The organism is Candidatus Amarolinea dominans (assembly GCF_016704685.1).
Classification (GTDB): Bacteria; Chloroflexota; Anaerolineae; order SSC4; family Amarolineaceae; genus Amarolinea; species Amarolinea dominans.
Map to the genome: position 1 here is coordinate 78,839 of NZ_JADIZS010000004.1, position 19,187 is coordinate 98,025.

The following is a 19,187-nucleotide window of genomic DNA, read 5'->3' on the forward strand; positions in this document are numbered from 1 at the left end:
CCCTCAGGACTGACTTTCAGGGTTAGTCCACTTCCAGGCATACCAGACGATGAACAGATTGCAGGCAACTTCTATCGCGCTATAAAACAGGTAGTGAAGGGTTGGCGGGGTTCCCATACCCATTGTCCCTACTTGAATAGCCGTCATGATTGCCCCTGCGATGATATTTGCCCAGCGGTTGGCTCGATACTTCAATACCCGCGACAGGATAATCATCGCAATCGGGATCTCCATCATGATCGCAGCGGTCAACAAAAAACCTTGCGTGACTTGAATTGAACCTATCGTTCCCGTGATGAGTTCCTTAAGAGCCGCAGGAACCATGTGTGAGAAAACATCACAATAGATATAATTGGCCACTAAGAATATCCACAAGGTTGAAAGTACTGCTTTCCTGTCTTGCACTCCGACGGTCTTACTGTTTGTGTTCATTTCTTGATCTCCTTGTTGTGATTGATTTTGGCGTAAACAAGACGCTCACGCCAATTTACGATTTGACATCTGACGCGTCTGCCTGGCCTGTCCCGCGCGTAGTCGAGGGGCCGTGTTCGAGAGGACAGACCGAGACCAATGGCATGCCCAAATCACGCACTTTTTTGAGCAAGCCATGCAGCGCGGCCTGGTCAACCACGGGGCCGGTGAGGAGCGTATCGCCGTCCTCTGCCAGCGTGATGGTCAGACCGCCAAACCAGTCTGCCCACTCGCGCCCTAGATGGCCCTTGAGCCTGATACGATAGACCGCGGGCTGGCTTGGATCAGTTGTTGGTTCGGGTTCGTTCGACATAACCTTGCACCTGTCCTGTCCGATGTTCGCCGGTTGAGCTGCTTGCTCAAGGCACACGGCGCGACGGTGTTGTTGTATAGACACTTTGGTGTTGGTGGGAGGTGTTGTTTTGAATTTATGGAGGGGGGAGGATGCTGAGGAATACGAACACGTGCAGCCAGGGCACGGTCAGAGACCGGCCCCAGCAGATGAGCACTTGGGGTTACAGCAAGCCCAGCTCGCGGGCGCGGGCAATGGCTTCGGTGCGGCTTTGCACCTGGAGTTTGTCGAAGATCCGGCGGTTGTGCCCTTTAACCGTGTCCAGGGCCAGGAACAGCCGTTCGCCGATCTCCCGGTTCGAGAGTCCCTGGGTGATCAGCTTCAGGATTTCCAACTCGCGGCCGCTCAGTGGCTCGAACGAAGGCTGAGGGATGAGGGATGAAGATTCTTTTCTTCTTTCATCCTTCATCCTTCATCCTTTCAGAGACCCATTCGCTGACCAGCGTGGTTTTGCCAAAGCCGGCGGCGGCAGAGATGAGGGTCAGTTTGCCGTGCAGACCCTCGTTAGGCGGGGGCGGAGGACGACTTTGGGCCGCGGTGGGGGAATATAAAGTTTGGTGGCTAAGATGGGCGTGGACGGTGTGGATGTTTCTGCTCTTGATGAACAGGCCCTGTTCCACACCGTTGATTTCGACGTGGATTTTCTCTGAAAGACTGCCGGCCAGCGGCTCCCCGGTTTCATCGAGGAAGGGCTGCGGCTGACCGGGACTCCAGGCGAACAGGATGCCCAGTAAAACAAGACTGATTGCCAGGAAAGAGCCGAGGACGATCCACATCACGCTTCGTGCCTTTCGTAAGTTGAATGGGAACATGATTCCGTTCAGGGAAACTGGATGGCTTCGCCAACCTTCAGGGTGTGATATGCGCCAGGGAAGGCGCTCTCGAACGCGGACAGGGCTTCCGGTCCGCTGTCGTGCGGCGAGAGGGCGACCAGGCTGACCCGGCGGGATTGCAGGATCTGTATCTGTGGTTGAACATCTTGCGCGGTTGCGTTGGTGTAGTGCAGGCCGCCGACCACACCGACAACCTGCGCGCCGTACAGGGACTCGGCGCGCGCCACCAGCCGTTCCAGGCCGGGATGCCCGCAGCCGGTAATCAACACCAATCCGTGACCGGCGACATGCACCACCAACGCTTGTTCGCCGCCTTTGGCCGCGAACAGCGCCAGCGGCCAGGCTTCCAGATAGGAAATGACGCCGGTCGTGGCGATGTCGGGCGCGGGCAGGGTGGGGATGGTGGCATGAACCGCGCCTTTGTAGGTCGTCACATGCGGGACAAACACCAGCCGCTCGCCCAATCCGCCGGGCAGTTCGCCAAACGAAATTGTGCGCTGGCGCCAGGCCGTCAATCCGCCGACGTGGTCGGGGTGGGGATGGGAAATCACCGCCCGGTAGACTTCATCCCAGGCGATGCCCAGGGCCTGCATATTTTGCGCGAAAGGCGCGACGGTCAGCCCATCGGGATTGTCGCCGACATCCAGCAGGATGGTGGCTGAGTCGGTGCGGATCAGGTATGAGACGCCATGTCCGCTGCTGAAGTCGGGGCTGGCGCTCGCCGCCTCGTACAGCGGGATGATTTCCAGGCTGGAAGTCGTCGCCAGGGCGGGCGCATGGGCGTCGAAATTCGTCCACGCGTCGGCCACTGCCTGCCTCGCCTGCCACCAGCGAAAGCCAATCAGGGCGGCGATGAGCAGGGGGATAAGGATCAGCACTGCGAAGAAGAGTTTAACTTTGTTCATTTCGGATTCCTTTCTACGGAAGTAGTTTGCAGGGTAGTCGTCATGGAATTCTCCATCTATCTGTACGTTTCAGCAAGGACGGTATCCACCATTAGGCTGTGGAACTTGTCAGCCTCCTCCCAAATCATGCCGTGCCCGGAGTTTTCAAAGAAGACCAGTTGCTTGCTCGGCGCTTCGAGCAGGTTGAAGTATTCTTCGGGAATCTGGGATGGATTGTTCATGTCGTGGCGTCCCAGCACGATGTACGCCGGCAGGGCGAGGCGGGTTGCGTCCTGGCGGAAGTCCATCTCCTGCAACTGCGGATAGACCACATTGAAGGTGTTCATTAGGCCCAGCAGGTAGTAGATCCGGTCCAGCCAGCCGTACTCGGGCTGTTTGAGCATCAGCATCAGGATGTCGCCGTCACGGCGGTATTCCGGGTCTTTGATATTGGGGGCTTCGAAAAGGGCATACTCGCGCCCAAACAGAGTGGCATAGGGCTGGATGGGGCTTTTGCCGAAGTAGGGCGGCGGGCCTTGCTTTTCCAGCGTCGCCACGAACTTGGCGTCGCCGCTCTGGCGGGAGTGCTCCAGTACCATGTCGTAGATCATCTGGTCGGTTTCCTGCACATCCACCATTTGCGACGTGCCGACGTAAGCGTGGAACAGGTCGGGGCGCTGTTGGGCGGCGCGCACGCCGATGATGGTGCCCCAGGAATGCCCCACCAGGTAGATTTTCTGCTCATCGAAGCGTCCACGCAGCAGGTCGGTCAGTTCGATGAGGTCTGCAACGTACTGGTCAACGGTCAACGCCGCTTTCGGGTTCAGCGCCGGGTAGGACTTGCCGCAGCCGCGCTGCTCCCAGATGACGACCACGAAATGCTGCTCCAGTTCGCTGTTGAAGCGCAGGACGCGTGCCGCTTCGCTGGCGCCGGGACCGCCGGAGAGGAAGAGCAGGACCGGCTTGTGTACATCCTGTCCGCGGACGATGAGCCACTGATCCACGCCGCCGAGTTTGACCTTCTCCAGCGCGGCGATGCTGCCGGGCAGGGGCTTCCCGTCCGCGCCGGTGATGGCGGGGGTGTGGGCGGTCCACTGCGAACCGATGACGATCGTCGCCAGTAGAACGATGATGACGGCAAGCAGAAGAATCATGCGACCTCCAAATCGCTTCAGTCGTTGAGGAGTGTTCATTCTGGTTTCCTTTCTTGATCTGGTTCGGTCTGCGCCGGGGCGCGCTGGATGGAAATCAACTCCAGCCCCAGGTCGCGCATCCGATTGAGAATGGCATGCAGGGCGGCCTGATCCAGCCCTGCGCCGGTGATGATGGTCTCGCCGGCGGGCGTCAGGCTGAGCGTCAGTCTGTCGAACCAGCGGAACCAGCGCTCATCCAGGTGACCTTGCACGCGGATTTGATAATCGTGGCGGTCCATACGTCAACTCCTTTGGGTCTCACATGGCGCCAAGCGCCGGCTGTTGCTCAGTGGCCGCAGCGCCCTAATGACAGCCCCAGTCTACCGCAACCAAGCGCGGCCTGTCGCCTATCGAAGGATAGGTTGGAGGATAGGTTGCGTGTCAGGTGAGGGGAGGGTGTGGACGAACTAAGGGTTCACAAAAGCATCCGTTCCGCCGCTGGTTCAGTCGGAGACCGGTCAGAGCAGGAAGTAGGAGGGGATGGGGCTGGACGAACTAATGCAAGCCGAGATCGCGTGCCTGCGCGATCGCCTGGCTGCGGCTGCTAACGCCCAATTTCTGCAAGACGTTGTGTACGTGCCACTTGGCTGTGCCCAGGCTGATCACCAGCTCATCGGCGATCTGCTGGTTGGACTTGCCGGCCGCGAGCAGGCGGAGGACGCGCAGTTCCTGTTCGCTGAGAGGCTCCGGCAATTGCCCACAGGGTGCGGGGCGCGCGCCGCCGGCGGCCGTGCCCATGCCCAGCAGGGAATCCACCAGTTCGGGCGCGTGGTGGCGCGCTTTGGGCAGCAGGTCGAGCAGGGCCTGGCCTTCATCCAAAAAAATCCGGGCGTAGCCTTCGGACGCGGCCAAGCGCAGCGATTGCCCCAGCAATTCCAGCGCAGCCGGGGTGTCCCCCCTGGCGTGCTGGCACAGGCCCAGCAACATGAGCGTCTCGATGCAGGCCTGGGTGCGGCCGGCCGCGGTGGCCCGTTCCAGGAGCGGGCGCAGGATGGCCGGGATCGCTTCCAGATCGCGTGTCGCCAGCAGCACGCGCGCCAACGTCAGATCCACAAATTCGTACGGCGCGTCAGCCCGTAGCGGCCGAACCTCAGCCGCCCATTGCGCCGCCGCGGGGATCTGCCTCAGGAGCAGTTGCAGGCGGGCCAGATAGGCCGCGACGTGTACATCCATGTGCTGAATGCCATACGCCTGTACGATGGACTTGACTTCCTGCATGGCGGCGAGCGCCCCGCGTGTGTCGCCCTGGCAGCCCCGCAGGCGGGCGAGAGACGCCAGCCCCAGGATCACATCTTCCATCAAGCCGCCCTGCCGGGCCAGCGCCATGCCATCCGCCAGCAGTTTTTCGGCCGCGGCCAGATCGTTGCGCTCCAGGGCAATGCCGCCGAGAATCGTGTACGCCAGCCCCAGCGGCGGCAGGCGGGCGCCTGCGGCCAGTTGAATGGCGGCGCGACAGGTCTGCTCGGCCTGGTGTAAGCGGCCTTGCCGGATTTGCACCTGCGCCGCGGCGCAGAGCGCATGGATGGCCAGGAAGAGCACCCCAGCCGCTTTGGCTTCCGCGCTGGCGTGTGAATAGTTCGCGACGGCCTGCCCGTTCTGATCAGCGATCTCGTACGCCAGCCCCAGGCTGAAAAAGGCGCGGGCATGCGCCAGGTGATTTTTGCGAGGGATTCGGGATTGCGCAAAGGCAATCTGCGCAATGGCTTGCGGGGCATCTCCGCGCATGGCCGCGATCGCGCCGCGATAAAGCGCAGCCAGCGCCTGCACTTGTCCGCGTTCCGCGTCAGGCAGCGCAGGGGCCGCTTCCAGCGCTTGTTCGGCTTGCATAAGGTGGGATTCGGCCAGCTCGAAGCGTCCCGCAAGATACAGGATACGTGAGGCGTCCAGGTTCAACTGCGGACGGCTTTGGAAGGCCGGCGGCGGCAAGGCGTCCAGCCAGGACAGCCATTGCGTCAGGTTGCCGGCCGACCAGGTCGCATCGCGCTGCAAGGCCCGCTCGATGACATCCGCAGCGAAGTTAGTATCGCCGCCGGCCAGCGCATATTGCACCGCCTCGCCCATCAGGTCATTGGCTTCGTGCCATGCAGATGCCTGCTGATACAACCGGCTTTGTTCAGGCCTGGTCAGCAGGGTGCGCAGGTAATCGGCAAACAGGTGGTGGTAGCGATACCAGCTCCGCTCGTCATCCAATGGCACGATGAACAGGTTGGCTTGTTCCAACTGCGCGATGGCCGCCTGGGCATCCCCTCGCCCGGTGAGCGCGCAGCAGACGTCGGCGTTGAAACGCTCCAGGATACTGGTTTGGATCAGGAAGCTGCGCAGCGCCTCGCCCTGCTGGCGGATGACTTCCTCTGCCAGGTAATCCAGCACGTAGCGATGGCTGCCGGTGAAAGATTGGATGAAGCGGGTGACGTCCTGGTGTCCCTGCATAGAAAGCGCGGCCAGTTGCAGACCGGCGATCCAGCCTTCGGTGCGGGCTTCCAGCGCGGCGATGTTTTCTGCCGAGAGGCTCAATCCCATCACCTCGTTGAGAAAATCGGCGGCTTCGGCGGGGGTAAAACGCAAGTCGGCAGCGCGCAGTTCGGTCAACTGGTCCCGGACGCGCAAGCGGGCCAAGGGGAGCTGCGGATCCTCACGCGTGGCGATGACCAGGTGCATCTGCGGCGGCTGGCGCTCGACCAGGAAGGCGAGGATCTCGGCAACCGGTTTGGAGTCAATCGTATGGTAGTCATCAAGGACGAGGATGAAGCCTGTTCCTTCACTGCGTTCAGGACAAGCTTTGAGCGGAGGCGAAGGATCAGCCGGGATGGCGGCGATTTGGTTGAGCAGGATCGTCAGGAGCGGCTCGATGGGCGGCGGCTGCGGAGAATCGAGCGCGGCCATCACCTCGGCGTTTTCGCAGAAAATCGCCCCGGCGCCGATCCCGGACGAGATAGTCTGCAAGGCCGCCACGAAGTAGGCCAGGAAGCGGGCGGGATCGTTTTCGCCAGCGTCCAGCGACAGCCAGGCGACCCTCACCTCTGGCCCCTCTCCCGCTGGGAGAGGGGAAGGGGTGAGGGCGGCGACCCATTCGCTAACCAGCGTGGTTTTGCCGAAGCCAGCGGGGGCAGAGATGAGGGTCAGCTTGCCGTGCAGACCCTTGTTCAGCCGCTCGATCAGGCGGGGGCGGGGGACCACTTTGGGTCGCGGTGGGGGGATATAAAGCTTGGTGGCTAAGATGGGCGTGGACATGGATCAATTATACAGCACGCCTCCCCAAACTCAAACAGCATCCCAAATCAGCCACGATCTTCTATACAACAAACCCAGCTCGCGGGCGCGGGCTATAGCTTCAGTGCGGCGCTGCAACGGTATGGGTTTCGGTCATGCCGATATACTGCAAGCGGGAATAGGCTTCACTTTTCCGCCTAAGGGGTCAGGCGCAATTCATGCCCGCTTGCAGTATAGCTTAACGATCAGTCCTCTGCACGCAGACCCCGCGCCGCCAGCCAGGCTTTGAGCCACGGGACCAGGCCCCACGTCTGGCGGCTGAGTGCATCCACGGCCCACGCCTGCGTCAGCGCATCCACGCGTACGCGCTCGACCTCCTGCTGGGACAGCGACTCGCGGCCCTGCACCGAGGCATCGAGCAGGCCCATCGCCGCGTAGATGTTGCTCAGGGCCGTTGCCACCTCCACCGGGCCGCGCAGGTCCAGCGGGTAGTCACCGCGCACGGTCTGCACGTGCTGAAGCGCGCTGCGCAGCACTGCTCCCAGCGTCAGCAATTGCGCCGCCTGTTCTTGCGCCAGAAAGCCGGCCACGCCTACGACCTGCCCCACGGTATCCCACACAAACTCCGCATCCATTTGCAACGCCAACGCCAGCGCGCGCGCCAGTTGACTGCACGCCTCATCCAGGCGCGCCAGGCGCAGCAGAATCAGCGCCTGGCTGCGATAGGCCACCAGCAGCCCCGGCGCATCACCGGCTTGCAGGAAACGCGCCGCGGCCGCCTCGTTCAGCGCCAGCGCGGCCGCCAAATCGCCACGGTCTTCGGCCGCGCGGCTTTGCTGGCCCAGGCTGCGCGCCTGCGCCGCCAATTCGGTAGGGGTATCCGGCAGCAGGGTCATGCCAGCGTAACCTGGGGGGAGGGCGCGCTGCGGCCGGCCAGGTGGGCACGGCTGGATTTGACGTAGGACTGCGCGATGCGGCGAATCATGGCGGCCTGCTCCGAACTGACCGGCCGCACGATTTTGGCGGGCAGACCGAGCACCAACGAATGGGGCGGCACCACCATGCCTTCAGGCACCAGCGCGCCCGCGCCGATCAGCGAGCCGTGGCCGATCAACGCGCCGCTGAGCACGGTGGCGCGAATGCCGATCAGCACGTCGTCTTCCACCGTACATCCATGCACGATGGCGCCGTGCCCCAGGCTGACACGGTCACCCAGGCGCAGCGGCTTGTCCCCATCCACGTGCAGGATGCAGCCGTCCTGAATGTTGCACTGCGCGCCGATGGTGATCGTGTTGACATCGCCGCGCAACACGCAGCCGAACCACACCGATGACTCCGGCCCCAGCGTCACCTGGCCGGTGATGATGGCGCCGGGCGCGATGAAGACGGAACGATGAATCGTCTCAGGGTGAAAAAAAGGATCGAGCATCAGGTTTCATCGCCTATTCTGGCAGGTCGAGCTCTTCGACCAGCTCGCGCAAGAACAGTTCCGCATCGGTCACGATGCCAACCGCCTGGAACGAACCGCGGTCCGCCAGCTTAGTCACCGTGGCCGGGTTGATGTCCACCGCCACCACCTTGACATGGCTGGCGAGCAGGTTGCCGGTGCCAATCGAATGCAGCATGGTGGCCAGCATGATGCACATCTCCACGCCATGTAGCGCGGCGCGCATCTGGCGCTGCGCCTCGCCCATATCGCCGATGACATCGGGCATGGGGCCGTCATCACGCACGGAGCCGGCCAGCACCATGTCAATGCCACTGCGATAGGCCTCCGCCATCAGGCCGCTGCGCAGGAAACCGCTCTCCACCGCGCGCTTGATCGAACCGATGCGCCGCATAGCATTGATCGCGCGCATGTGATGGCTGTGACCGCCGGGCACGGGCAGCCCGTTGGTCAGGTTGATGCCGAGCGAGGTGCCGAAGAGCTGCGACTCGACATCATGCACGGCGATGGCATTGCCGCCAAAGAGCACCTGCACATAGCCGCTGCGAATCAGGCGCTCCATGTACGGCCCCGCGCCGCTGTGAATGATGGCCGGGCCGATCACAAAGCAGATGCGCTGCCCGGCCTCGCGCACCTGGCGCATGGTGCGCGCAATCTGGGCAATCGCCAGCTTGTTCGGCCGCTCCGATGAGACTTCGTTGCGCATGAAGCTGAAGACTTCCTGCTCACGCTGGCGCTGCGGCGGCAGTACGCGGATACCGCTGTGCCCCACGACGACCAAATCACCCTGTTTGACCTCTGAGATCGGCACGTTGTGCGCCCGGCCCTGGTCCGGGGCCACCACCACCACCAGGTCCATCTCCGTGCCTTCCACAGACTGCCAGCGTCCGCCCAGGCGCACCTCGGTCGGCAGGTTGGTTGTGGAATAGAAGGCATCTGGCAGGGCGCCGTCTGTCGGCGCTGGCGTCACATGCGCGTCGTCGCTGTTGACCAACTGCGCGCCCAATTCCTGCAGCGCAGTGATGATATGATCCATCTGCTCCTGCGTGTCGGCAAGAACCTTCATACGCGCCAGGCTGACCGCGTGCTTATGCGTGCCCACGTCCACTTCGAGCACATCGAAGTTGCCCCCCGCGTCCATGATGACATCCATCACACGCGGCAGGATCAAGGAGTCAATAATATGCCCTTCGAGCCTGATCTCTTCGCTCAGGCGAGAATGAGAATTCGCCACAGGTACCTCGTCCTCAAGTATCGTTTGCTTCAGGCGTGCAGCAGGCGCAGCAGATCATCCAGGCTGATCGTAGGAACGCCCAGGCCGGCCGCCTTCGCCGCCTTACTGCCGGGGTTTGTGCCCAACAGCAGATAATTGGTCTTCTTGCTCATAGAATCGGTCACTTTGCCGCCCTGGGCCTCGATCAGAGCTTTGGCCTCGTCGCGGCTCAGGCCTTCCAACGTGCCGGTGATGACGAACGTCATGCCTGCGAATGTCTGCGGCCCGACCAGGGCCGGTGCGTCTGCGGCCAGGCGCACGCCCGCGGCGCGCAGGCGCTCGATCGTCCGCCGGTTCGGCGCGTGGCTGAACCAATCCACCACGCTGGCGGCCAGCACCGGCCCCACGCCGCTGATCTGGCTGAGGTCATCCGCGGTGGCGGTCAGCAACGCTTCGATACCGCCAAAATGACTGGCGATAGTCTCCGCGCCCACCGCGCCGACGCCGTGAATGCCCAGCGCGTTGAGCAAACGGCTGAAGGGGCGTTCCTTCGACGCCTCGATGGCGCTCAGCAGGTTGCTGACCTTCTTCTCGCCAAAACCTTCCCGGCCCAGCAGCTCAGCCCTGCGCTCATGCAGGTAATAGATGTCGGCCAGATCGGTAATAAAGCCCAGTTGCACGAACAACTCGGCCTGGCGGATGCCAAAGCCCTCGATGTCCATCGCGCCCCGCGACACAAAGTGCTCGATGCCGCGCACCAATTGCGCCGGGCAGGCGCTGTTGACGCAGTGGTAGGCTGCCTCGCCGGCCGTCCGCTGGATCGCCTCGCCGCAGACCGGGCATTTCTCCGGCATCGTCCAGACGCGCTCGGAGCCGTCACGCAGTTCCGGCAAGGAGCGCAGCACCTGCGGAATGACCTCGCCGGCCCGCTTGATGATCACGCGGTCGCCGATGCGCAAGTCCAGTTCCGCGACATAGTCAGCGTTGTGCAGCGTGGCGTTGCGCACCATCACACCGCCCACGGCCGCCGGTTCCAACACGGCAAAGGGGTTGATCGAACCGGTGCGGCCCACGTTGACCTGAATGTCGAGCAGGCGGGTGATCACCTCGTGCGCCGGGTATTTGTAGGCGGTGGCCCAGCGCGGCTCTTTACCCACGAAGCCCAATTCCTCGTGCAGCGCCACCTGGTTGATCTTGATGACCAGGCCGTCAGTTTCATAGGGCAACGCCTGACGCTGATCTTCCCAGGCGACCACGTAATCCACCAACGGCTCGAAGTCGTCGAAGAGGCGAATGTGCTCGCCCAGGGAGATCACCGGGAAGCCCAGGTCGCGCAGAAAAGTCAACGCGTCCCACTGCGTGGACAACGGTGCTGCGCCTTCGAGTACCACCACCTGGTAGGCCCACAGGCGCAAGGGGCGCTGCGCACTGATCGCGGAGTCAAGTTGGCGCAGCGCGCCGGCCGCGAAGTTGCGCGGGTTGGCATAGGTGCGTCCTTCCTGCGCGGCGCTCTGTTCGTTGAAGCGTTGAAAGTCGGCCACGTTGACATACGCCTCGCCGCGCACCACCAGGCGAGCCGGCGCGGGCTGCTTGCCCGTCAGCGGGATGGTCAGCGGCAGGCCGCGCACGGTGCGCAGGTTGGCGGTGATGTCCTCGCCCTCCGTGCCATCACCGCGCGTGGCGCCGAGGACAAAGCGGCCGTTGTCATAGTGCAGCACCACGGTCAGGCCATCAATCTTCGGCTCAACCACATAGCTGAGCGTTTGGCCCACCTCAGGCGACAGCAAGCGCAGGGTGCGCTCACGCCAGGCGCGCAGTTCACCGGGATTGAAGGCATTGCTCAGGCTGAGCATCGGCTGCGGGTGGCGCACCTTGACAAAGCGATCGGCCACCCAGCCACCCAGCCGCTGCGTGGGTGAATCCGCGGCCTGAAGCTCTGGATGATCAGCCTCCAGGCGCCGCAGTTCGTTCAACAGCGCGTCATATTCCGCGTCGCTAATCTGCGGCGCGTCCAGCACGTGGTAGAGATAGCCATGATAGTTGAGCGCCTGGCGTAGGGCGGCGGCTTTTTGCGTCAGATCCATGGTCATACTGGGTTCAATTGATCGGCTGCAGCCAGGCGGAAGCCATCCAGCCGACAGTGCCATCGTCCATGCGGATGCGCCACCAGGTGAAGCCGTCGGCTATCGTGGGGTAGGGATCGGTGTAACCGGCCGGCGGCTCCATGACCGTCAGTTCAACGCCATCGTACAGGGTTGTCATGCGTGCATTGCCCTGACCGGCGCCAAAGCGGACGCTGATCCCTTCCGGATTCGCGTTGACGACGCGCACACGGCCGCCCATGCGAATCTGAGTGGCAGGGATCGGCGCCGGCGTCGGCGTGGCGGTAAAAGACAGATCGGCCGTCGGTGTGATGACGGCGCCGGCAAGCATGGTTGGCGTGGGCCGTGGCTTGAAAGACCGTCACCAGGGTTGGGGTTGGGGTAGCGGTTGGCTCCACGCGGCCAAAGCCGCTGATGCCCCAGATCAACGCCAGGACGATCAACGCCAGCACCACGCCACCGGCAACCCAAGCTAACAGGCCAGGGCTACGGGACGCTCCGGCTGCGAAATTCGGCTGATTGTCCCAGCCGTCGGCATCAACGTCAGCATCAGCATCAGGATCAGCCGCGCCGGTGTCGTCGGCCGAATCATTCCAGTCAGCAGGCGCCGATCGGTTGTTCTCAGAGTCATACGTCATGAAAAATGCCTCCACTTCTGGTCAGGGTTCCCCAGGCTCGAACGAGCAGACGGGGAGTCAACAGAGCCCCCTGCGGAGGCTGTCTGTTACCCGCCAATTATACCAACGTACAGGATGCTTGACAAAGACCTCTGCACGCATTTGTCAAAGGCGCGGCAAACTGCTAAAATTGTGAAGATTTACATTAGAAACCGAAAAAGATGCACAAGCTGACACCACACGGAGGAGGATAGACGGGGTGATTCGTCGTAATACGCAGACTACCGCCTATTGGCGTGAATCGTTCAAGATCAATCTCGATGATTTGGAGTACCTCGGAAACTATCTCCTGGAGAAAGAGACTCCGCAGACCTCTGAAGCACTGACCCTGGCGCTAATTGAGTATCGCTGCCAGCGTGAAGAGAGCAAGATCCGCAGCGAGCTGAGCAAAGGCGAGATTTACCAACCTAGCAAGGCTTATCGCACGGGCCAACAGGTGGTTTTTCCCGCCTTTGAGTACACCCTGGGAACGATCACCAGTGTACGCAAAGGCTCGAATCCTGAACACGGCGAGTTCGACGTTGTCCAGGTGATGCTGGAAGGACAAGCGGAACCACGTGAATTTGCCGGTAGCCTCAAGACCGCGCATCGCCTCAGCCGCACCGATGGCGAAACCGTGGAAACTGGCGAGCGCCTGCAGACGCCGCGAGATCTGTACAGTCAATACGGTGGCAGTGTGCGCAAGGCGTTGGTTGAGCAACTGCGCGCCAGCACTCAGCCGGCGTTCGTGCAAGACGGGGATCAGTGGCTGACCCGTGAGGCGCTCGTCGAGGTTCATGTGGGGCATCTCAACATTGCCGAGGCGCTCATCGAGATGAAGACTCAGCCCATCACGACCACTGTGCTGCTGACCGAGATGGGTCTGCCGACGGAAGTGCCGGAGCACCTGCGTCGCTTTTCAACCAATGCCGGGTTGCGCCAGGACGAGCGTTTCGATGACGTGGGTAGCGGGACCGAACCGTCATGGTATCTGCGCCGTCTGCAGCCGCCCGAAGTCTGGCAGACGCCAAGCGCCCTGCGTTATGAACCGATCCCCTATGATCGCCTGGCCCTGGGCGTTGAGATGCTGCAACAGGAATGGGAACTGGACGATGAATGGTCAACCGACGGCATTAGCGTGGACACACCGATGGTGGTGCCGACCATTACGCTCAATCTGATCTTTCCCCACCTGCGCTCTGGCACGTTGCCCTTGAGTGGTCGGGCGCAAGGATTCTTCCCGCGTGGCCTCGGCCGCAGCACGATGATCACCCTGGTTGATGGGCGCTGGGGCGCACGCTTTGCGGCCTTTGTCTGCCATGAAGGGCGCTACATCGCCGGTCTTGGCGGCTGGTTAGAACAGCACAAGCTACCGGTTGGGGCCATCATCACGCTGGAACGCACGCGCGAGCCGCTCGAATATGTGGTGGACTTCCGTCCGCGGCGCCCACGCCGCGAATGGTCGCGCACCGCCGAGATCCGAGACGGCGAGTTGGCCTTCGCCCTACAAAAACAGTCCATCAACTGCGATTACGATGAACATCTGACGGTCGCCGAGATCAGCCCGGGCGCCTTGGATGCGTACCGTCAGACCCTGGCGACGGAGCGCGTCCCACTCAGCCGCCTGGTGCGGCAGTTGGCCCAGGAATTGGCAGGCAAAAGCCCGCAGGGCACGGTCCATGCCAAGACGATCTACAGCGCGGTCAACCTGGTGCGGCGCTCACCTCCGGGGCCAATCTTCGCCATTCTTGCCACCGATAGTACGCTGCGCAGCATGAGCGGCGGTTATTGGGCAATGGCGGTGCGTGCATCCTAGATCATTTCCAAGAAAGCAGGCAAAGGCGACGATTCATGACAACAACCTGGATAAAGCCGACAGTTAGTTCCAAGTTTCATATTGACTTTAATTGGTGGGAAACGAGCGGGCTTGATTTCCGCCTCTATCTGCGCAATCAGTTGTGTGAGGATTGCAAGTCTCGTTTTCCCAGTCACCGCGACACGGAGATGGTTGACTGGATTGATCCGGAGACTGCGGAAGTCAAGCGCACCGATGCCCTATGGCAGTGTTTGCGTACCGTTTGCGCGCGCAAGCCAGACTATATCAATAACGGCTTGCCCCTGGCAACGGCTGTTTTTCGCGCGTTTTTGGCCAACAACAATGCCCCGCTGAGTCCCAACGAGATGCACGATCTGATTCCCTGGAAATTGCCCGACGTGATTCTGCGCACCCTCACCGCCGGCGACACCCATATGGGCATCCGCCCGTTGCAGATTGTCTCCAGGCGCTAGTCTGCCAGAGCTAAAAACGGAGAAGAACCAGATGCCGGCTCCCATCTTTCCCTTTACGGCCATTGTCGGCCAGGACCGCATGCGGCGGGCGCTAATCTTGAATGCCGTCAGCCCGCGTATCGGCGGTGTGTTGATTCGCGGCGAGCGCGGAACCGCTAAATCTACGGCTGCGCGCGCGCTGGCCGCACTGCTGCCAGAGATCGAAGTGGTGGCCGACTGCCCGTTCCAGTGCGACCCGAACCGCCCTGACCATCTGTGCGATAACTGCCGCGGTCGTCTGCAGCGCAGCGAGGTGCTGCCCACGGCTCTACGGCGGACCCGTTTCATTGACCTGCCCGTCAGTGCCACCGAGGACCGCGTGGTGGGAACCCTCGATATCGAGAAGGCCATTCAGCGAGGTGAACGCCATTTCGAGCCAGGCGTGTTGGCCGCGGCCAACCGTGGCCTGCTCTACGTGGATGAGGTCAATCTGCTGGATGACCACGTGGTGGACATTCTGCTCGATTCCGCGGCGATGGGAATCAACGTGGTGGAGCGTGAAGGCATCTCGTTTCAGCACCCGGCGCGCTTTATCCTGGTTGGCACCATGAATCCAGAAGAGGGCGACCTACGGCCGCAGTTGCTCGATCGGTTTGCGCTGTGTGTAGATATGCAGGGTATCAACGATGCCAACCAGCGCGTGGAAATTCTGAAGCGCCGCATCGAGTTCGAGCAAGACCCGGATGGTTTCCGTGACCGCTGGTACACTTCGGAGCGCCATCTGACCGAAGAGATTGATCACGCCCGTGCGCGCTTGCCCCTGGTGACGTATGCACAACGCGATCTGTATATGATCGCGGCGCTGACCGCGGACTTCAAGGTGGACGGTCACCGGGCCGACATCGCCATTCTGAAGACGGCCCGTGCCCAGGCTGCCTACGAGGGCCGCCTCAGCATCAACGAGCGGGATATTCTGCTGGCGGCCGAGTTGGCCCTGCCCCATCGCATCAAGAAAGCGCCGTTCCAGGATATTGCCCTGGAACCGCGGCAGTTGGAAGAACGCCTGCGCCAGATTCGCGCCGACATGGGGCCATCCGAAGAGAGCAGCTCGACCGAGAGCCAGGCGCCGTCGCCCAATGTAAAAAAAAAGATGATGTAAACGACGAAGCACAGGAGGGCGAGCCGCAGAGTGCCAGCGGCTCGCCGGATATGAGCACCAACCCCAGCCGCCCAGGCGAGGACAACAAGGCGCCGGCCGGCCGGCCGATCAAGGTCGGCGACACTTTCAAGACCAAGCGCATCGGCACTCCACTCGACAAATTGGCCCGTCAACAGGCGGGCAAACGCTCTGTCACCCGCACGCAACGCAAGCGCGGCCGCTACATCAAGGCGCGGCCAGCACACGATCACCCAACCGACATTGCCTTCGATGCCACGATTCGGACGGCCGCGCCCTATCAGTTGCAGCGCGCCCATCTGCGCGCGGAGCGGGCGGTTGCCTTTGCCGTTCAACGCCGCGATTTGCAGCAGAAGGTGCGCGTGCGCCGCACCGCCAATCTCGTGCTGTTCGTGGTTGATGCCAGTTGGTCCATGGCCGCGGCCGAGCGCATGGAAGCCACCAAAGGGGCCATTCTCTCGCTGCTCATGGACGCCTATCAGCGGCGTGACCAGGTTGGGCTGGTGGTGTTTCAGAAGGATCGTGCGCGCCTGATCTTGCCGCCTACTTCCAGCGTGGATCTGGCAGAGCGAGCGCTGCGCACCATTCCGGTGGGTGGCAAGACGCCTCTGAGCAGTGGCTTGCTGCTGGCGTATGAGATTTGCCTGGCGGCTCGCCAACGTGACCAGGAGGTGCTGCCGATCATCATCCTGCTCACCGACGGGGCCGGCAATGTCACCATGACGGGAATGCCGCCCCAAGAGGAAGCCACGCGCATGGCAGGCCTGATCAAGGCGAACCATTTACGTAGCGTGGTCATCAACATGGAACATGTGGCGTTCGATCGTGGCCTGGCGCGCAATCTGGCCGACGCGATGGGCGCGCCCTGCTTCACACTGCCTGAGTTACGCACCGAGGTGTTGGTGCGCACCGTGCGCGAACACCTCAAGCCGTAAGGCCGTAGATGCGCCGCAGGCGCTGCATCTCCAGAGTCTCGACCGCGACCACGAAGGCCTCGACATCGCGCGCATGGTGAAAAACCTTGTAGCCTCGGATCAAAAAGGCCAGCGTAGGTTCCCAACCCAGGCGCCGCGCCGGCAGGCGCAGGGCCTGCAAGTTCCAATCAATCAGTGGCAGGCGGCTGAGGTTGGCCACCGCCCGCAGCGTGGCGCCGATGCGTTCGATCTGCTCGACCCGCGCCAGGTAGTTATTGCACTCTCGGTAGGCCCACTCATACTCCGCAGTCGTCCAGCCGTCGGCCTTTTCGTGCAGAACCAGTACATCAATCAGGTAATCGTCCAGGGCCTCGGTCAGTTCCACCAACTCCAGCGATTCCTTCATCGTTGCCAGCGGCTTCGGCCCGACGATGTGAACTAACTTGTCGTACAACTGACGAAAACGAGTATTGCGGTCATCGAAGTCGTGCGGGCCATAGATATCAACGAAGAAGAACTCCGCCAGGCGTCCGTACACGGGCGAACGCGCCAGGTCGTCGTGATCAAGGCGCAGACGCTGGCTCTGGTAGGCCTGCAGCCGCGTACGCAGCACGGTGCGCTGGGCATCGGCCAGGTGAACAGCAGTCAACGTCGGTTTGTAGCGAACATGCATCCAGTCAGGCATGGCAAATCGCAGGTGGTGATCAGGCTCTATCGTGCATTGGGCGTCGGAACGTCTCCGGCATCCGGCGTGCTGCCAGTCGCGGAGACGTTCCGGGCCAGCTCGAATTTACGCGGGTTGGGCGATCAGGCTGGCATCCTGATACTTGCGCCCTTCGTCAATCAACATCACGGGGATGCCGTCACGAATGGGATACCGGTAGCCATTGCGGGGGTTGATGAGCCATTTGCCATCCGCGCTGAGGGTCAGAGGCCCCCTGTCCAACGGGCATACCAGGATCTTCAACAGGTCCGGGCTGAGGTCGCCGCCCAGTTCAGTCTCTTTCAACGCTTCGGCTTCTGACGGGCCTGTGTTTTCTGCGCCGCTCAAGTCAATCGCCTTCTGTTCGCCCAGGATCTTGCGCAGAATCATGATGGCGGCTGCAATCAGGGCCAGGGGCAGCAGCCATTTCAGTAGACTTTTCATCGTCGTGATGATCTCCTTTACAAACTAATTGGCCTGCCCTGCGCAGCGTAAACCACGCCACGCAGACGCCAGGGCACCCGGCAAATATCTTACGACGAACAGGGCGACTTGGCAAATTCGAGTCTGAGGTCAATTTGCAGCCCAGGCCCGGTGCCCGTTATAATCGCAGCATGGCGATTCGGCAAGAGAGTGACCTGTACGCGCCGCTCAAGCGGTTCTTCGAGCAACAAGGCTACGAGGTGCGTGGCGAGGTCAAGGACTGTGATCTGGTGGCACGGCGGGACGTGCGGCTGCTGGTCGTGGAGATGAAGATTGCCTTCAACCTGACGCTGGTGCTGCAAGGGCTGCGACGCCAACAGGTGACGAATCATGTCTATGTGGCGATCGAGGCGCCGGGACGCAAACAGCGGACGTCACGGTGGCGCGAAGTCCAGCAGTTATGTCAACGGCTTGGCTTGGGACTGCTGATCGTCAATTTCGGGATGGAGCCGCCGTTGGTCGAAGTGGTGTTGGAAGCAGGGGTCGAGCAAGCGCCCCGCACTCGCCGAGCCAAGCAAGCGCAGGTTGCAGGCGAGTTCGACGGGCGCAGCGGTGACTTCAACACGGGCGGAAGCACACGGCGCCCATTGGTCACCGCCTATCGCCTGCTGGTGTTGCGCATTGTGGGGTATCTGCAGGAGCATGGCGCCAGCCCGCTGGGCGAGATCAAGACCGCGCTGGGGCAGGCCCATGTTGCGGCCATCCTGCAGCACAATCATTACGGCTGGTTTCAGCGCGACGCGCGGGGTCTATGGGCTGAGCGCGGAGGGGGAGGCCGCAGGCCGGCAGTATGCGGATGTCATCGCCTCTGCCGTCGCGGGCAATTTGAGGTCCCGCTAGCGGACACAAGAGGCGGCCAGGCAGCACAGCCAACGTCGTGCGCAGAGAGGTTTGACAATTCACTAAAAGCGGTTAGAATAACTTCGATCCTCGTGCTCGAATGTCAGCGAGGAAGTCCAGTGCGCACCAGCCGTGCGCCCGCCACGCCAGGCGTGGCCAATCTGTTTCCGACCGACAATTGCACGGCAGGCGGGCGCGTCACGGCACGCATTGCTGAACGTTGTGACCAAGGAGAAACCCTAATTCATGGGTGAATGGGAATGTATGGAATGTGGGTACATTGCACCGGGGCAAAAACGGCCTGACCACTGCCCTGAATGTGATGCGCCGACTGAGGCCTTTGAATACTTCGAATACGAAGAGGACAACTTCGAGGACTTCGACGATCTCGATGAGAGCGACGAGGACTACGAGGGCGTAGAAGCAGCGATTTCAGCGTAA

At 61.9% G+C, this 19,187-nt stretch carries 21 protein-coding genes and 1 pseudogene; 6 read left to right on the top strand and 16 right to left on the bottom strand.

Annotated elements, in window-relative coordinates; translation table 11 throughout:
* Positions 1–3 precede the first annotated feature (3 nt).
* The 14 genes and pseudogenes from IPF85_RS03525 to IPF85_RS03590 all read right to left on the bottom strand — a co-directional run bounded on the left by IPF85_RS03525 (position 4) and on the right by IPF85_RS03590 (position 12,336).
* A complete protein-coding gene (locus tag IPF85_RS03525; RefSeq protein ID WP_343406681.1) occupies positions 4–432 on the bottom strand; it encodes a DUF6326 family protein in 429 nt (142 codons plus the stop codon).
* 55 nt (positions 433–487) lie between these two features.
* A complete protein-coding gene (locus IPF85_RS03530; RefSeq protein ID WP_343406682.1) occupies positions 488–784 on the bottom strand; it encodes a hypothetical protein in 297 nt (98 codons plus the stop codon).
* Positions 785–986: 202 nt separating this feature from the next.
* A pseudogene (locus tag IPF85_RS03535) lies at positions 987–1,178 on the bottom strand (LuxR C-terminal-related transcriptional regulator); the annotation flags it as partial.
* 43 nt (positions 1,179–1,221) lie between these two features.
* Complete coding sequence (locus tag IPF85_RS03540) at positions 1,222–1,599, bottom strand: hypothetical protein (RefSeq protein ID WP_343406683.1); 378 nt, start codon at positions 1,597–1,599, stop codon at positions 1,222–1,224.
* A gap of 44 nt (positions 1,600–1,643) precedes the next feature.
* Complete coding sequence (locus IPF85_RS03545; protein ID WP_343406684.1) at positions 1,644–2,561, bottom strand: MBL fold metallo-hydrolase; 918 nt, start codon at positions 2,559–2,561, stop codon at positions 1,644–1,646.
* A 56-nt stretch (positions 2,562–2,617) separates the two neighbouring features.
* Positions 2,618–3,694 carry an alpha/beta hydrolase gene (locus tag IPF85_RS03550; protein ID WP_343406685.1) on the bottom strand — a complete coding sequence of 359 codons (1,077 nt, stop codon included), beginning with the start codon at positions 3,692–3,694 and terminating at the stop codon, positions 2,618–2,620.
* Positions 3,695–3,729: 35 nt separating this feature from the next.
* Positions 3,730–3,972, bottom strand: a complete 243-nt coding sequence (locus tag IPF85_RS03555) for a hypothetical protein (protein ID WP_343406686.1) — start codon at positions 3,970–3,972, stop codon at positions 3,730–3,732.
* Positions 3,973–4,228: 256 nt separating this feature from the next.
* A complete protein-coding gene (locus IPF85_RS03560) occupies positions 4,229–6,964 on the bottom strand; it encodes a LuxR C-terminal-related transcriptional regulator (protein ID WP_343406687.1) in 2,736 nt (911 codons plus the stop codon).
* A 224-nt stretch (positions 6,965–7,188) separates the two neighbouring features.
* Complete coding sequence (locus IPF85_RS03565) at positions 7,189–7,839, bottom strand: hypothetical protein (protein ID WP_343406688.1); 651 nt, start codon at positions 7,837–7,839, stop codon at positions 7,189–7,191.
* Complete coding sequence (locus IPF85_RS03570; RefSeq protein WP_343406689.1) at positions 7,836–8,372, bottom strand: gamma carbonic anhydrase family protein; 537 nt, start codon at positions 8,370–8,372, stop codon at positions 7,836–7,838. The genes IPF85_RS03565 and IPF85_RS03570 overlap by 4 nt, the downstream gene beginning before the upstream one ends.
* A 13-nt stretch (positions 8,373–8,385) precedes the next feature.
* Positions 8,386–9,624 (bottom strand): TIGR00300 family protein, encoded by a 1,239-nt coding sequence (locus tag IPF85_RS03575; protein WP_343406690.1) that lies wholly within the window; start codon positions 9,622–9,624, stop codon positions 8,386–8,388.
* A gap of 29 nt (positions 9,625–9,653) precedes the next feature.
* A complete protein-coding gene (gene ligA / locus IPF85_RS03580) occupies positions 9,654–11,693 on the bottom strand; it encodes an NAD-dependent DNA ligase LigA (RefSeq protein WP_343406691.1) in 2,040 nt (679 codons plus the stop codon).
* A gap of 7 nt (positions 11,694–11,700) precedes the next feature.
* Positions 11,701–12,036: an SH3 domain-containing protein gene (locus IPF85_RS03585; RefSeq protein ID WP_343406692.1), complete on the bottom strand. Its 336-nt coding sequence runs from the start codon at positions 12,034–12,036 to the stop codon at positions 11,701–11,703.
* Between the two features lie 141 nt (positions 12,037–12,177).
* Positions 12,178–12,336 (bottom strand): hypothetical protein, encoded by a 159-nt coding sequence (locus IPF85_RS03590; RefSeq protein WP_343406693.1) that lies wholly within the window; start codon positions 12,334–12,336, stop codon positions 12,178–12,180.
* Between the two features lie 245 nt (positions 12,337–12,581).
* Between IPF85_RS03590 and IPF85_RS03595 the strand changes: the two genes are divergently transcribed.
* Genes IPF85_RS03595 through IPF85_RS03610 form a run of 4 tightly spaced genes read left to right on the top strand, consistent with a single transcriptional unit; the run spans position 12,582 to position 16,741 of the window.
* Positions 12,582–14,177: a hypothetical protein gene (locus IPF85_RS03595; RefSeq protein ID WP_343406694.1), complete on the top strand. Its 1,596-nt coding sequence runs from the start codon at positions 12,582–12,584 to the stop codon at positions 14,175–14,177.
* 35 nt (positions 14,178–14,212) lie between these two features.
* Complete coding sequence (locus tag IPF85_RS03600; RefSeq protein WP_343406695.1) at positions 14,213–14,650, top strand: hypothetical protein; 438 nt, start codon at positions 14,213–14,215, stop codon at positions 14,648–14,650.
* A 31-nt stretch (positions 14,651–14,681) separates the two neighbouring features.
* Entirely contained in the window at positions 14,682–15,788 is a 1,107-nt protein-coding gene (locus IPF85_RS03605) for an ATP-binding protein (RefSeq protein WP_343406696.1), read from the top strand.
* 50 nt (positions 15,789–15,838) lie between these two features.
* Positions 15,839–16,741, top strand: a complete 903-nt coding sequence (locus tag IPF85_RS03610; RefSeq protein ID WP_343406697.1) for a VWA domain-containing protein — start codon at positions 15,839–15,841, stop codon at positions 16,739–16,741.
* Here IPF85_RS03610 and IPF85_RS03615 read toward each other — a convergent pair.
* Positions 16,731–17,405 carry a hypothetical protein gene (locus IPF85_RS03615; protein ID WP_343406698.1) on the bottom strand — a complete coding sequence of 225 codons (675 nt, stop codon included), beginning with the start codon at positions 17,403–17,405 and terminating at the stop codon, positions 16,731–16,733. The genes IPF85_RS03610 and IPF85_RS03615 overlap by 11 nt on opposite strands.
* A 105-nt stretch (positions 17,406–17,510) precedes the next feature.
* On the bottom strand, positions 17,511–17,867 hold the full coding sequence (locus tag IPF85_RS03620) for a Trm112 family protein (RefSeq protein ID WP_343406699.1): 357 nt from the start codon (positions 17,865–17,867) through the stop codon (positions 17,511–17,513).
* Positions 17,868–18,037: 170 nt separating this feature from the next.
* On the opposite strand from IPF85_RS03620, the gene IPF85_RS03625 reads away from it, so the two are divergent.
* Positions 18,038–19,000 (top strand): DUF2161 family putative PD-(D/E)XK-type phosphodiesterase, encoded by a 963-nt coding sequence (locus tag IPF85_RS03625; RefSeq protein WP_343406700.1) that lies wholly within the window; start codon positions 18,038–18,040, stop codon positions 18,998–19,000.
* On the top strand, positions 18,993–19,187 hold the full coding sequence (locus IPF85_RS03630) for a rubredoxin-like domain-containing protein (RefSeq protein ID WP_343406701.1): 195 nt from the start codon (positions 18,993–18,995) through the stop codon (positions 19,185–19,187). Before IPF85_RS03625 ends, IPF85_RS03630 begins: the two co-directional genes overlap by 8 nt.